12 protein-coding genes are annotated in these 13,842 nt (G+C 71.1%); 6 read left to right on the top strand and 6 right to left on the bottom strand.

The window, feature by feature from the left end; translation table 11 throughout:
- Window positions 1-22 precede the first annotated feature (22 nt).
- On the bottom strand, window positions 23-1,150 hold the full coding sequence (locus IOD14_RS33020) for a magnesium and cobalt transport protein CorA (RefSeq protein ID WP_123988472.1): 1,128 nt from the start codon (window positions 1,148-1,150) through the stop codon (window positions 23-25).
- 198 nt (window positions 1,151-1,348) lie between these two features.
- Here IOD14_RS33020 and IOD14_RS33015 point away from each other — a divergent pair, with 198 nt between their 5' ends.
- The gene (locus tag IOD14_RS33015; protein ID WP_123988471.1) at window positions 1,349-2,143 is read left to right on the top strand and encodes a methyltransferase domain-containing protein; all 795 of its coding nucleotides are present in this window, start codon (window positions 1,349-1,351) and stop codon (window positions 2,141-2,143) included.
- A 165-nt stretch (window positions 2,144-2,308) separates the two neighbouring features.
- Here the strand turns inward: IOD14_RS33015 and IOD14_RS33010 are convergent, their stop codons facing one another.
- On the bottom strand, window positions 2,309-3,247 hold the full coding sequence (locus IOD14_RS33010) for a PfkB family carbohydrate kinase (protein WP_212672263.1): 939 nt from the start codon (window positions 3,245-3,247) through the stop codon (window positions 2,309-2,311).
- Entirely contained in the window at window positions 3,244-4,152 is a 909-nt protein-coding gene (locus IOD14_RS33005) for a pseudouridine-5'-phosphate glycosidase (RefSeq protein ID WP_212672262.1), read from the bottom strand. The genes IOD14_RS33010 and IOD14_RS33005 overlap by 4 nt, the downstream gene beginning before the upstream one ends.
- A 99-nt stretch (window positions 4,153-4,251) precedes the next feature.
- Between IOD14_RS33005 and IOD14_RS33000 the strand changes: the two genes are divergently transcribed.
- Window positions 4,252-4,680: a VOC family protein gene (locus IOD14_RS33000; RefSeq protein ID WP_123988468.1), complete on the top strand. Its 429-nt coding sequence runs from the start codon at window positions 4,252-4,254 to the stop codon at window positions 4,678-4,680.
- A gap of 46 nt (window positions 4,681-4,726) precedes the next feature.
- Here the strand turns inward: IOD14_RS33000 and fdhA are convergent, their stop codons facing one another.
- The 3 genes from fdhA to IOD14_RS32985 form a co-directional block, all read right to left on the bottom strand.
- Window positions 4,727-5,953, bottom strand: a complete 1,227-nt coding sequence (fdhA, locus tag IOD14_RS32995; RefSeq protein WP_123988467.1) for a formaldehyde dehydrogenase, glutathione-independent — start codon at window positions 5,951-5,953, stop codon at window positions 4,727-4,729.
- 132 nt (window positions 5,954-6,085) lie between these two features.
- Window positions 6,086-6,640, bottom strand: a complete 555-nt coding sequence (locus tag IOD14_RS32990) for a methylated-DNA--[protein]-cysteine S-methyltransferase (RefSeq protein WP_212672261.1) — start codon at window positions 6,638-6,640, stop codon at window positions 6,086-6,088.
- A gap of 61 nt (window positions 6,641-6,701) precedes the next feature.
- A complete protein-coding gene (locus IOD14_RS32985) occupies window positions 6,702-7,571 on the bottom strand; it encodes a glycerophosphodiester phosphodiesterase family protein (RefSeq protein WP_212672260.1) in 870 nt (289 codons plus the stop codon).
- A gap of 280 nt (window positions 7,572-7,851) precedes the next feature.
- Here IOD14_RS32985 and IOD14_RS32980 point away from each other — a divergent pair, with 280 nt between their 5' ends.
- The 4 genes from IOD14_RS32980 (at window position 7,852) to IOD14_RS32965 (ending at window position 13,779) form a co-directional block, all read left to right on the top strand.
- Entirely contained in the window at window positions 7,852-8,721 is an 870-nt protein-coding gene (locus IOD14_RS32980) for an MHYT domain-containing protein (RefSeq protein ID WP_212672259.1), read from the top strand.
- A gap of 72 nt (window positions 8,722-8,793) precedes the next feature.
- The gene (gene uvrB, locus IOD14_RS32975; protein ID WP_123988463.1) at window positions 8,794-10,926 is read left to right on the top strand and encodes an excinuclease ABC subunit UvrB; all 2,133 of its coding nucleotides are present in this window, start codon (window positions 8,794-8,796) and stop codon (window positions 10,924-10,926) included.
- A 135-nt stretch (window positions 10,927-11,061) separates the two neighbouring features.
- The gene (locus tag IOD14_RS32970) at window positions 11,062-11,640 is read left to right on the top strand and encodes a TerD family protein (RefSeq protein WP_123988462.1); all 579 of its coding nucleotides are present in this window, start codon (window positions 11,062-11,064) and stop codon (window positions 11,638-11,640) included.
- 51 nt (window positions 11,641-11,691) lie between these two features.
- Window positions 11,692-13,779 carry a TerD family protein gene (locus IOD14_RS32965; RefSeq protein WP_212672258.1) on the top strand — a complete coding sequence of 696 codons (2,088 nt, stop codon included), beginning with the start codon at window positions 11,692-11,694 and terminating at the stop codon, window positions 13,777-13,779.
- Window positions 13,780-13,842 lie beyond the last annotated feature (63 nt).

Here is a 13,842-nt window from a genome sequence, read left to right as displayed (position 1 = left end):
CCCCGTCCGCCGGCGGGCCTGGTCACAGCCAGCCGTTGCGCCTGAAGCCGCGGTACAGCACACCGCACGCGACGGCTATCACGCCCATGACCAACGGGTAGCCGAACGTCCAGTGCAGCTCCGGCATGTGGTCGAAGTTCATGCCGTACACACCGCAGACCATCGTCGGGACGGCGATCACCGCGGCCCAGGCCGTGATCTTCCGCATGTCCTCGTTCTGCGCGACCGTCACCTGTGCGAGGTGTGCCTGAAGGATGGAGTTGAGCAGTTCGTCGAACCCGGCGATCTGCTCCTTGGCACGCAGCAGATGGTCGGACACGTCGCGGAAGTACGCCTGTATCTCCGGGGCGACGACGTGGATCGGCCGGGTGGAGAGCTCCTCCAGCGGACGGCTGAGCGGTGCCACCGCCCGCTTCAGCTCCAGGAGTTCGCGCTTGAGCTGGTAGATGCGGCCCGGGTCGACCCGCGCGCCGTCGTCCGCGAACACCGCCGTCTCGACCAGGTCGATGTCCGACTGCATGGCGTCGGTGACGTTCAGATAGTCGTCGACCACATGGTCCGCGATCGCGTGCAGCACCGCGGCCGGCCCCTTGGCGAGCTGCGCGGGATCGGACTCCAGCTCCTCGCGCAGCGGCCCCAGCGATCCGTGGCTGCCGTGCCGCACGGTGATCACGAAGTCCTCGCCGACGAACACCATGATCTCGCCGGTGTTGACCACCTCACTGGTCGCCGTGAGCTCCTCGTGCTCGACGTAGCAGACCGTCTTGAACACCGCGAACAGCGTCTCGCCGTAACGCTCCACCTTCGGGCGCTGATGGGCCTCCACCGCGTCCTCGACCGCCAGCGGGTGCAGGTCGAAGAGGTCCGCGATGCCCTCGAACTCATGGTCCGACGGCTCGTGCAGACCGAGCCAGACGAAGCCGTCACGGCTCCTGCGCACCCGCTCCACGGTGTCGACCAGGTCACCGTCGACCGGGATGCGGGCCCCCTCCTTGTAGGTCACGCAGTTGACCACAGAGGTGCCCAGCGGGGATCGGGCGTGGTGGCTCAGGTCGACGCGCGGGCGCCGCCGGGCCAGCCGGGCCACCTTGCGCAGGCCGCTGACCCTGCCGAGGCCCGTGACCTTGCGCAGATTCCCTGCCATGGACATCTGCATCTCCCTTGCGTGGATCGCCGAGCGACGCGTTCGTGCGTCCTGGCGGGCCAGTTTGCCAGGCCTGCGTAAGCGTCGGGTGAGCCTGTGGACAGGGGAGGTTCCGCTTGGTTCCCGCCTGTGGAAAACCGGCCCGGCTCGTCGTAGCACCGCGTCGTCGTTTCCGACAAGCCCGGCAACTGGGATCATCGCGGCATGAGACGAACCGACGGGTATCTCCTCGACAACCGGCAGGCGGAGGCGGGACAGCGCTTCGACGCCTTCGCCACCCTCTTCGACCCCACGACCTTCCGGCACATCGAAGGATTCGGCATCGGATCCGGCTGGCGCTGCTGGGAGGTCGGCGCGGGCGGCACGTCCGTGGTGTCCTGGCTGGCCAAGAAGGTCGGCCCGACCGGGAAGGTCGTCGCGACGGACATCGACACCACACTTGTCGCCGCCGCGGGCCGCCCGCCGGTGGACGTACGTGTCCACGACGTGAGCTCCGAGGAACCGCCCGGGGACGGCTTCGACCTGGTGCACGCCAGGCTCGTCCTGGTCCATGTGCCGGACCGGGAACGGGCGTTGCGCTCGATGATCAAGTCCCTGCGGCCCGGCGGACGGCTCCTGCTGGAGGACGCCGACCCCGCCCTGCAACCCCTGACCTGCCCCGACGAGCACGGCCCCGAGCAACAGCTGGCGAACCGACTGCGCACGGGCTTTCGCCGGCTGCTCGCCGACCGGGGCGCCGACCTCTCCTACGGCCGCACCCTTCCGCGGCTGCTCCGCGAGGCCGGTCTGCGACAGGTGACCGCCGACGCGTACTTCCCGCTCACCTCGCCGGCCTGCGCCGCTCTGGAGTCGGCCACGATCCGCCAGATCCGCGACCAGCTGGTCACGGCGGGCCTCGCCACGGACGAGGACATCGACCGCCACCTCACCAACATCGCCACCGGCACGATGGACCTGGCCACGGCCCCGCTGATCTCCGCGTGGGGGCGCAAGGCGTAGGAGGGGGGTTCCGCCTCGGCAGGCCGCCGGTGGCCGGCATGGCGAAGGCCGGCCCGGAGCCCTGGGAGGCTTCGGTGGCCGACGCAGGCCGAGGAGGCGTCGGTCGGCAGCGGGGCCCGGGTAGGTGTCCGGCGGCGGCGGAGGCCGAGCCCTCGACCGCCGCCGTCAGGTCCGTGCCGGTGGTCTCCCGCCCACCCGTTCCACCGCCAGCGCACCCGCCCGGCATCCTCGCGCCGCCGCGTCCTCGGGCGCGGCGCCCGCCAGCAGGGCCGCGAGGAACGCGCCCGTGAAGGCGTCGCCCGCCCCGGTGGTGTCCCGGGGCGTCGCCGGCACCGCGGGCACCTGGGCGCGGACGGCCCCGGACCGGGCGATCAGCGCCCCCTCGGCCCCCTGCTTGGCCACCACCAGGGGGACGTGGCGGCTCAGCTTGGCCGCCGCGTCCGCCGGGTCGGGCAGCCCGGTCAGCAGGCAGGCCTCGTCCCGGCTCGGCAGCAGGATGTCCACCCCCTCGACCAACGAGAGGAAACGATCCACCCCCAGTCGGCGCAGGAAGCCCGCCGACGCCGGATCGACGCTCACCGGCACACCACGCGCGCGTGCCGACTCCATGGCCAACGCCACCAGCGTCCGACTCGGCTCCGCGAACAGCAGATAGCCGGACAGATGCAGCCTCGCCACCCCGTCGAGCAACGCGTCGGACCAGTCGGCCGGCTCCAGGCGCAGTGCCGCGCCGCTGTCGGTGAGGAACGTCCGCTCGGCGGCCTCACCCGTGTCCACGAGACAGATCACCGTCCCGGTCGGCACCTCGGGATCGACGACGAGCCGCGGCACCACTCCGCACGCGGCCAGCTCCCGCTCGTGCCACGCCGCCGCGTCCGTGCCCACCCGCCCCAGCAGCCGTACCTCCGCCTCGCCCCCGTGGGCGGCCCAGCAGGCCACGTTGGCCCCCGCCCCGCCCGGCACCGTACGGATCGCCGCGGTGGTGTCCGTTGCGGTGGCGAGCGGCCCCCGGTGCCGGGCGACGACGTCCGTGATGACGTCCCCGACGACCAGGAGAGCGCCGCCCCGGTGGGCCGCGGCGGTACCGGGCCCCTCCGTCGTCACGCCGCAGCCCGGGCCGCGGCGATCCGCCCGGCCAGCCGCACGTTTCCGCGCACCGCCGCCAGGTTGGCGCTCAGGGAGGCGCCGTCGGTGTGCCGCACCAGGTAGCCCAGCAGGAACGGCGTGACCCCCTGACCGGTGACCCCCGCCTCCTCGCAGGCCTCAAGTGCTTCCGCGAGCACACGCGCGTGCAGTCCGGGATCCAGCTGCTCCTCCTCGGGCACCGGGTTGGCGACGATCAGCGCCGAACCGGGCGCGCCGAGGGCTTCCCGCGCGCGCATGACCTCCGCGACCTGCTCGGGGGAGTCCAGCCGCCACTCCACCGGATGGCCGGAGTCGGACAGATAGAAGCCCGGGAAGCGGTCCGTGCCGTACCCGGCGACCGCCACCCCCAGCGTCTCCAGCCGCTGGAGCGTCGCGGGCACGTCCAGGATGGACTTCACGCCCGCGCACACCACGGTGATCGACGTGCGCGCCAGCAGGCCGAGGTCGGCCGACTCGTCCTGGGTCGTCGTCCACTCCCGGTGCACTCCGCCGAGCCCACCCGTCGCGAACACCTCCACCCCGGCCAGGGCCGCCAGCTGCGCCGTCGCCGACACCGTGGTCGCTCCGCTCACGCGCGCGGCCACCGCGAGCGGCAGGTCCCGGTGACCCAGTTTGCGGATCCCCTCCTCGTTCGCCACCCGCTCCAACTGCTGCTTGTCCAGGCCGACATGAGGACGCCCGTCCAGGACGGCGATCGTCGCCGGCACGGCCCCCTCCTGCCGTACGACGTCCTCCAGCTCCAGCGCCACCTGCAGATTGCGCGGACGCGGCAGCCCGTGCGCGATGATCGTGGACTCCAGGGCCACCACGGGTCGACGCGCGTCGATCGCCTCGCGCACCTCTTCGGACAACTCCAGCACCACGGGCCTGCCTCCTGTCGTTCGGTCTTCCCTCATCTCTGGCGGGTGGCACGTCCGGTCAAACCCTTGCGAGCTGTGGAGGACGACACCAGCCTGGGGTGCATGACGGACAACTCGACACGTCTCGACCATGTCGTCCTCTGGGTGCGCGACCCGGTGGCATCGGCCGACTTCTACGAGAAGACCCTGGGCATGGAGCCCGTGAGGCTCACCGACTTCGCCGCGGGAGCGGTGTCCTTCCCCTCCGTACGGCTCAACGACGAGACCATTTTCGACCTCATGCCGCTCACCCTGGCGGACGGCATGAAAATGGTGCCCGGCGCTGCCGAGAGCGCGGGACACCCCGTCAATCATGTCTGCCTGGCCCTGCCCGCCGACGATTTCGAGACACTCCGCGACCGGTTGGAGGAACGCTCGGTACCTGTCTCGGACTTCTCCCACGACTCCTTCGGCGCCCGGGGAACGGCGCGGCGCAGCTTCTACTTCCGCGACCCGGACGGGAACGTCTTCGAGGCACGCCACTACGACTGACCGTGCGAGGGGGCCACACGCGCGTGTGGCCCCCTCGCACGAGACGTCAGACCGGCCGCACGCCGTTCAGCGCCCCGTGCGGATCGAGCACGTACTTGCGGCTCGCGCCCTGGTCGAACTCGGCGTAGCCGCGCGGTGCGTCCTCCAGCCCGATGACCGTCGCGTTGACCGCCTTGGCGATGTGCACACGGTCGTGCAGGATCGCCATCATCAGGCTCCGGTTGTACTTCATCACCGGGCACTGTCCGGTGGTGAAGCGGTGGCTCTTGGCCCAGCCGAGCCCGAGCCGTACCTTCAGCGTCCCGCTCCTCGCGTCCTCGTCGACCCCACCGGGGTCATCGGTGACGTACAGGCCCGGGATACCCAGTGCACCGCCCGCGCGGGTGATGCCCATCAGCGAGTTGAGGACCGTCGCGGGCGCCTCCGGGGCGTCCTCGCCGTGGGCCCGGGCCTCGAAGCCCACCGCGTCGACCGCGGCGTCCACCTCGGGCTCCCCGAGGATCTGCGCGATCTGCTCCTCGATGCTGCCACGTGTCACGTCGACGGTCTCGCAGCCGAAGCTCCGTGCCTGGGCGAGGCGCTCGGCGTTGAGGTCGCCGACGATGACCACGGCCGCCCCGAGGAGCTGCGCCGACGCGGCCGCCGCCAGACCCACCGGGCCCGCCCCGGCGACGTACACGGTCGAACCGACGCCCGCACCCGAACTGACCACGCCGTGGAACCCGGTCGGGAAGATGTCCGACAGCATGGTCAGATCGAGCAGCTTCTCGCGGGCCTCCTCCCGGTCGGGGAACCTCAGCAGGTTGAAGTCCGCGTACGGCACCATGGCGAACTCGGCCTGGCCGCCGACCCAGCCGCCCATGTCGACGTAGCCGTAGGCCGCGCCCGGGCGGGACGGGTTGACGTTCAGGCAGATTCCGGTCTGGCCCTCCTTGCAGTTGCGACACCGCCCGCAGGCGATGTTGAACGGTACGGAGACGATGTCGCCGACGTCGATGAACTCGACGTCCGGGCCCCGTTCGACGACTTCGCCGGTGATCTCGTGTCCGAGGACCAGCCCTTCGGGCGCGGTCGTCCGTCCGCGCACCATGTGCTGGTCGCTGCCGCAGATGTTGGTGGCGAGGACCTTCAGGATGACCCCGTGCCGGCACTTCCTGCCGACCGCCTCGGGAGACACCCCCGGCCCGTCCTGGAGCTCAAGCGTGGGGTAGTCGACGGTCCTGACCTCCACCGCGCCTGGCTTGAGATACGCGACTGCCCTGTTTCCGCTCATGTCTGATCGCCGTCCCTTCGGCTCCGAGCCCTCGGATGCCAGTGGCTGTGCGCAGGGCGGAGTCTGCTACCGCGGCGGCCTTCCGGCCAGCCGTCGCGCGCGGGTCCTTCACGAAGGGATTCCGGTGGGGTGTCAGAACAGCGGCTCGGGCAGCACGCCCTCCAGCGCGAGCAGCTTGCGCTTGGTCTCCAGGCCGCCGCCGAACCCGCCGATGCCGCCGTCGCTCTCCACGACCCGGTGGCAGGGGACGACGACCGGCAGCGGATTGGAGCCCATGGCCATGCCCACGGCCTGCGCGGCACCCGGCTGGCCGACCCGGCCGGCCAGATCGCCGTACCCGACGACCTGGCCGTAGCGCACGCCGGACGCCAGCTCGCGCAGCACCTGACGGTTGAAGCCCGAGATCAGGGACCAGTCCAGGGGCAGCTCGAAATCGTGCCGCTCACCCGCGAAGTACGCCTCCATCTGGTGTATCGCCTCGGTCAGGAGCGGAGAGCCGGGCGCCTCGACGGGCTCGCTGCCCAGCCGGGACGCGAGCCGCTCCAGCGCCTTGTCGCGGACCGGGTCGGTGGCGTGGAAGACCACGTTGACCAGACCTTCGTCGGTCGCGGCCAGCAGCAGCGGGCCGATGTCCGTGCCGACGACGGCCCACACGATCCGCTGCTCGTCCTGCCCATGGCTGTTCATGCGACCCACCGTACGGGCCGCCACTGACAACACCCGGTGACCTGCGCGAACGGCGGTCCCGCTATTCGCGCAGCGCGTTCCGCACCACATCCGGCTTGTTGGTGATGACACCGTCGACGCCGTACCCGGCGACCCGCCGTGCCGCGTCGGCGGTGTTGACGGTCCAGGTGAAGAGCTCCAGCGGCTTGCCGTGCGGGCCGGTGAAGGCCTGGACCGCGGAGACGTAGGCCCGGGAGAGGGAGGTGTACGACGGGTTGATCTGGTCGGTGAAGTCCGCGTACGTGTGCAGGGACGCCACGGAGGGCGTTCCGAGGAAGCCGGTCCTCACAGCGGGCTTGAGATCGTGGACGGTCCGCAGACTGGCCGCGCTGAAGCTCTGCACGACCAGCCGGCCGCGGTGCGCGCGGTCGAGCCACCCCTCGTTCCCGAGGAGCTTGAGGGTGTCGCGCTCGATGCCCGGGTACAGCTCCGGGTTCTTGAGTTCCAGGAGCAGCTTCTGACGGTGAAGATCGACGCGGTGCACGTACTGCTTCAGTGTCGGCACGCGCGTGCCCGCGTAGGCGGCGCCGAACCAGCTGCCCGCGTCCAGACGCGCGATCTCGGCGGCGGTGAAGTCCTTCACCTTCCAGGGCGCCCGGCGGGGGAAGACCTGCTCCACGTCCGTGGTCCGTCGCAGGTTGTCGTCGTGGAGGACGACGAGTTGGCCGTCCCGGGTGCGCTGGACGTCGTTCTCGACCCAGACCGCGCCGAGCCGGGCGGCCCTGTCGACGGCGGCCAGGGTGTTCTCGGGGGCGTAGGCGGAGGCGCCCCGGTGGGCGATGACCGCGGGTGGTGTGCCGTCCTCGACGGCGCGGACGTCGGTTGCGGGAAGCAGGAGGGCGACGGTCCCCAGGAGCGCGGTGGTCAGAGCGGTCACGGCGCGCGCGTGCATACGTACTCCTCGCGTCGAGCGATCACGTACAGCACAACTGTGACAGCACCGGGTCAACGGCACCGGGGTACAGAATGGACACATCCTGAACGGGGACGTCCCAAGGCCGCTCACGAGTGCCGCACAACTGGGGCAAGGGCGTGTTTCTTTGCCGGAAAATCGTTCGACCATTCCGGTGGGGGTCATACTCTCTGCCTCAACCCTGACCGCTCGGGCGGTGCTGGGAAGGGGCGTATTTCAGGGAATTCCAGGACGTAAGAGGGCGGAAGGGCAGCCGCGCATGCAAGGCACGGTCGACGGATTCAGCTACGGACTCGTCACACCGCTGGTGGCCTACCTGATGGCCTGCCTCGGTGGCGCCCTCGGCCTGCGCTGCACCACCAGATCCATGCTGGTCAGCCGGTCCTGGCGACCCGGCTGGCTGGCTCTCGGTTCGGCGGCGATCGGCTCCGGCATCTGGACCATGCACTTCGTGGCGATGATGGGGTTCAAGGTCCGGGAGGCGCCGATCCACTACGACAGGGCCATCACCTTCGCCAGCCTGGGTGTCGCCATCGTGATGGTGGGCATCGGCGTCTTCATCGTCGGCTACCGCGGCGCGAGGGGCACGGCCCTGATGACCGGCGGTGCCGTCACCGGCCTGGGCATCGCCTCCATGCACTACCTGGGCATGGCGGGCATGCGCTTGAACGGGCAGCTGGAGTACAACACCGCGACCGTGGCCGTCTCGGTGGTCATAGCCGTCGTCGCCGCCACCGCCGCCCTGTGGGCCGCCGGGCAGGTCAGGGGATTCCTGTGGAGCGTGGGCGCGAGCCTGATCATGGGCCTCGCCGTCACGGGCATGCACTACACCGGCATGGCGGCCCTCAGCGTCCATCTGCACAGCTCGTCCGCCCCCGTCTCCGGTGATTCGCCCGCCTCCCTGCTCGCGCCGATGATGATCGGCCCGCTGGCCTTCCTGCTGCTCGCCGGTGTGGTCGTGATGTTCGATCCGCTGATGGTCATGGGCAAGCCCGTGTGGTCGCCCGCCGAGAACAAGCCCGGCGTCCCCGCCCGCGAGCTCGTCCACCAGCCGGCCGACCGCCGCCCCGTGCTCCGCACCCGCCGGAACGTGACCCACCGCGACTCCCGCACCCCGCAGAACCACTGACCCACGGGCCCGCCGTGGCCCGAAACCCCTGATCGGGCCGCGTTGTCAGTGGGGGGTCGTACGGTTGACTCCATGCGGCCCGTTTCCCACATCGAACGTACGGTGGCGCCTTTCGAGGTCGTCAGCTCCTACCAGCCCAGCGGCGACCAGCCGGCGGCCATCGCCGAACTGGCCAAGCGCATCGAGGCAGGTGAGAAGGACGTCGTCCTGCTCGGCGCGACCGGCACCGGAAAGTCCGCCACCACCGCGTGGATGATCGAGAAGCTCCAGCGCCCGACCCTGGTGATGGCCCCGAACAAGACGCTGGCCGCCCAGCTGGCGAACGAGTTCCGGGAGCTGCTGCCGAACAACGCGGTCGAGTACTTCGTCTCGTACTACGACTACTACCAGCCCGAGGCCTACGTCCCGCAGTCGGACACCTACATCGAGAAGGACTCCTCGATCAACGAGGAGGTCGAGCGCCTGCGCCACTCCGCGACCAACTCGCTGCTCACCCGCCGCGACGTCGTCGTGGTCGCCTCCGTGTCCTGCATCTACGGCCTCGGCACCCCCCAGGAGTACGTGGACCGCATGGTCCCCCTCAAGGTCGGCGAGGAGATCGACCGCGACCAGCTGCTGCGCCGCTTCGTGGACATCCAGTACACGCGCAACGACCTGGCCTTCACCCGTGGCACCTTCCGGGTGCGCGGCGACACGATCGAGATCTTCCCGGTCTACGAGGAGCTCGCCGTCCGCATCGAGATGTTCGGCGACGAGATCGAGGCCCTCTCCACGCTCCACCCGCTCACCGGCGAGATCATCAGCGACGACGATCACCTGTACGTCTTCCCGGCCTCCCATTACGTCGCGGGTCCCGAGCGCATGGAGCGGGCCGTCAACGACATCGAGAAGGAACTGACGGAGCGCCTGGCCGAGCTGGAGAAGCAGGGCAAGCTCCTGGAGGCCCAGCGCCTGCGCATGCGCACCACCTACGACCTGGAGATGCTCCGCCAGATCGGCTCCTGCTCCGGCGTCGAGAACTACTCGATGCACTTCGACGGCCGCCTGCCCGGCTCCCCGCCGAACACCCTGCTGGACTACTTCCCGGACGACTTCCTGCTCGTCATCGACGAGTCGCATGTGACCGTGCCCCAGATCGGCGCCATGTACGAGGGCGACGCGTCCCGCAAGCGCACCCTCGTCGACCACGGCTTCCGCCTCCCGTCGGCCCTGGACAACCGCCCCCTGAAGTGGGAGGAGTTCACGGAGCGCATCGGCCAGACCGTCTACCTGTCGGCGACGCCCGGCAAGTACGAGCTCTCGCGCGGGGACGGCGTCGTCGAGCAGATCATCCGCCCCACCGGCCTGGTCGACCCCGAGGTCGTCGTCAAGCCCACCGAGGGCCAGATCGACGACCTGGTGCACGAGATCCGCACCCGCACCGAGAAGGACGAGCGCGTCCTGGTCACCACGCTCACCAAGAAGATGGCCGAGGACCTCACCGACTACTTCCTGGAGCTCGGCATCCAGGTCCGCTATCTGCACAGCGACGTCGACACCCTGCGCCGTGTGGAGCTGCTGCGCGAGCTGCGCTCCGGCGAGTTCGACGTCCTCGTCGGCATCAACCTCCTGCGGGAGGGCCTCGACCTGCCCGAGGTGTCCCTGGTGGCCATCCTCGACGCCGACAAGGAGGGCTTCCTGCGCTCCGGCACCTCCCTGATCCAGACCATCGGCCGCGCGGCGCGCAATGTCTCCGGCCAGGTCCACATGTACGCCGACAAGATCACCCCGGCGATGGAGAAGGCCATCGACGAGACGAACCGCCGCCGGGAGAAGCAGGTCGCGTACAACAAGGAGCGGGGCATCGACCCCCAGCCGCTCCGCAAGAAGATCAACGACATCGTCGCGCAGATCGCCCGCGAGGACATCGACACCGAGCAGCTGCTCGGCTCCGGCTACCGCCAGGGCAAGGACGGCAAGGCGGCCAAGGCGCCCGTGCCCGCCCTCGGCAAGGCGGCCGGCACCAAGGCGGCCAGGGGCAAGGCCAAGGAGACCGTCCCGACCGACCGTCCCGCGGCCGAGCTCGCCGAGCAGATCGAGGAGATGACGGCACGCATGCGTGCCGCCGCCGCGGACCTCCAGTTCGAGATCGCGGCCCGGCTGCGCGACGAGGTCTCCGAGATGAAGAAGGAGCTCCGGCAGATGAAGGAGGCGGGCCTGGCCTGACCCGCGTCGCGCTGTGTTGCAAGACCGACACAAAGTGCGCTTCGGGGTGCGTCACCGACAGCCGCCCTGCGTAGGGTTCTGGCACAACCGCGGGGGCCGCGGCAACAGGGGACAGCAGCGAGAGGGGTTCGGCGCGTGACCGTCAACATGACCAAGGGTCAGGCCATCAGTCTGCAGAAGGGCGATGGAGGCAGCCTGACCGCGGTGCGCATGGGCCTCGGCTGGCAGGCGGCTCCTCGGCGCGGCCTGTTCGGCTCGCGCACGCGGGAGATCGACCTCGACGCCTCCGCCGTCCTGTTCGCGGACAAGCAGCCCGTCGACGTCGTCTTCTTCCGCCACCTGGTGAGCGACGACGGCTCGGTCAAGCACACCGGTGACAACCTCGTCGGCGGCGTGGGGCAGGGCGGGGACGACGAGGCGATCCTCGTCGACCTGGCCCGTGTCCCCGTCCACATCGACCAGATCGTCTTCACCGTGAACTCCTTCACGGGCCAGACCTTCCAGGAGGTGCAGGACGCCTTCTGCCGCCTGGTCGACGAGACCAACGGCCAGGAGCTCGCCCGCTACACGCTCGCGGGCGGCGGCGCCTACACCGCCCAGATCATGGCCAAGGTGCACCGGACGGGCCCGGGCTGGTCCATGACGGCTCTCGGCACCCCGGCCAACGGCCGGACCTTCCAGGACCTGATGCCGGCGATCCTGCCGCACCTGTAAGCGGCCCGCCGAGCGGCACCGACCCACACCACGACACAGGGGGAGAAGGCGATGACGGCCGAGCTGGTGCGGGGGCAGAACCACCCGCTCTCCCAGGCCCGACTCGAGATCCGGATCGCGGCCGGCACACCGGTCGTGGCCGGGGCCACGCTCGGCGACGAGCGCGGCCACGTGCACGGCGTCGAGTGGGTCGTCCACCCGGGCGCGCCGACTCTGCCGGGTCTCGAGGTCTCCCGGCAGGCGGCCGCCGACCACCGCCTCGCGGTCGATCTCGGCGCGGTGCCCGAGGCCGTCCACCGGGTCCATGTCCTCCTCGCGCTGCCGGCTGCGGGCGGCCCCGTGCGCTTCGGCGCCGTGGCCGCCCCGTTCGTCGCGGTCACCGGCCTGGACGGCACCGAGCTCGCCGGCTACACCATCACCGGCCTGGACGCGGAGTCCGCGGTCGTCGCGCTGGAGCTCTACCGCCGCCAGGGCGCCTGGAAGGTGCGCGCGGTGGGGCAGGGCTACGCGGGCGGCCTCGCCGAACTCCTCACCGACCAGGGCCTGCCCCAGGCCCGGCAGCTCGCCCACGACATCCACGAGGCGGTGGCCCGGGGCTCGGCCCGCGCTGTGCCGATGCCACCGCCGCTCACGGCGGACGGCGACCGTCTCCGCCAGACGGCCACGCCGGCGCCGGGCTCCGACCAGGGACCGTCCTCGGCCCAGGGCACTCCCGGTGCCGTACCGCCGCAGCCGCTGTCGCCCTACGGCACACAGCCCCCGACCGCTCCGCCGCTGCCTCCGAACGGCGGCCCGGCCTCCGGCGCACCGCAGCCCACCTCCCCCTACGGCGCGCAGGGCACTCCGGCAGCGGACGCGCCGCAGCCCGGACCCGCCCCGGGGGCCGCGGACACCACCGCCCGGCCGCCCACCGTCGGCGGCCCGATCGACTACAGCCACCCCCGGCGGCAGAACACCGCCCCGCCGCCGCCCCCACCCGTCGCGCCTCCCGCCCAGCCGGGGCAGCCGGCGCGGCCGGTCGCCGGGGACGCCACCGGCTGGTCCATGGAGGAGCGCCTCTACAACCAGGTGTGGGGCATGTTCGAGGACCTGGCCCGCTCCACGGCCGCGTACCGCAGTGCCGTCGACTTCGCCGACTCCCGCATGGAGAAGGAGCTGGACGCGGCCCTCGCCGACCCGCGCAGCCGGATCGGCGCACAGGGCGACGCCGCACGTGAGGCCGCTCGCGCCAAGCACGCCCAGCTCGTCGAACAGGCCCGGGCGGTCTACGACCGGGATCTCGGCCAGCTCACGGCCGAGTCCGAGGTGGTCGAACCCGCCCTGCCGCCGGCGTACGCCCGCTGGGACAACCCCGTCTGGCACGGCTACCGGGTGCCGTTCGAGGTGCCCATGGCCGTGCGGCTGGGCGATCTGCATCTGCCCGAGTGCGCGGAACTGCGCATTCCGATGCTGGTCCGGCTGCCGCTGGAGCGCGGCCTGTGGATCGACAGCGGGGCCGCCGGGTCTCTCGACGGTTCGTTCCTCGACTCCCACGAACTGCACCGCCTCGCCATGGACACGGCCGTGGCGCTCGCGGCCCGGCTCCTCGCCGTCCATCCCGCCGGGGACTACACCCTGCAGGTCATCGACCCGGCGGGCTCGGGTGCGCAGGCGCTTGCCCCCCTGGTGTGGTCCGGTGCGCTCGCGGCCCCGCCCGCCGTCGGCGCCGCGGGCGTGGCGGACGTCCTGGCCCGCCTCACCGAGCGCGTCGACCTCGTGCAGATGGCGGTGCGCGGCGGTGCGGCCGACTCCTTCCCGCCCGGGTTCGACACCTCCGAGCAACTGCTGATCGTCAACGACTTCCCGCACGGCTTCGACGACCGGGCCGTGACCCAGCTGCGCTACCTCGCCGACGAGGGGCCGTCCGTCGGCGTCCACCTGATGATGGTCGCGGACCGTGAGGAGGCCTCCGCCTACGGCCCCCTCCTCGACCCCCTGTGGCGCTCGCTGATGCGGCTCACGCCGGTCCCCGACGACCATCTCGCCGACCCGTGGGTCGGGCACGCCTGGACCTACGAGCCGGCGCTCGTCCCGCCCGGCAGCCAGGTGCTCTCGCAGGTCCTCAGCCAGGTCGCGACGGCTCGTACCAAGTACACGTAAAGGGCTCCCATCAGGGATTTTGACCTTTCTTTTGCCAATTGCTTTACCTTTCCTTGGTGATTG

The sequence above is a fragment of the Streptomyces sp. A2-16 genome (genome assembly GCF_018128905.1).
In the GTDB taxonomy this organism is placed as follows: domain Bacteria; phylum Actinomycetota; class Actinomycetes; order Streptomycetales; family Streptomycetaceae; genus Streptomyces.
The sequence above is the reverse complement of the archived record's forward strand: the minus strand, read 5'-3'. Positions and strand labels throughout refer to the sequence as shown.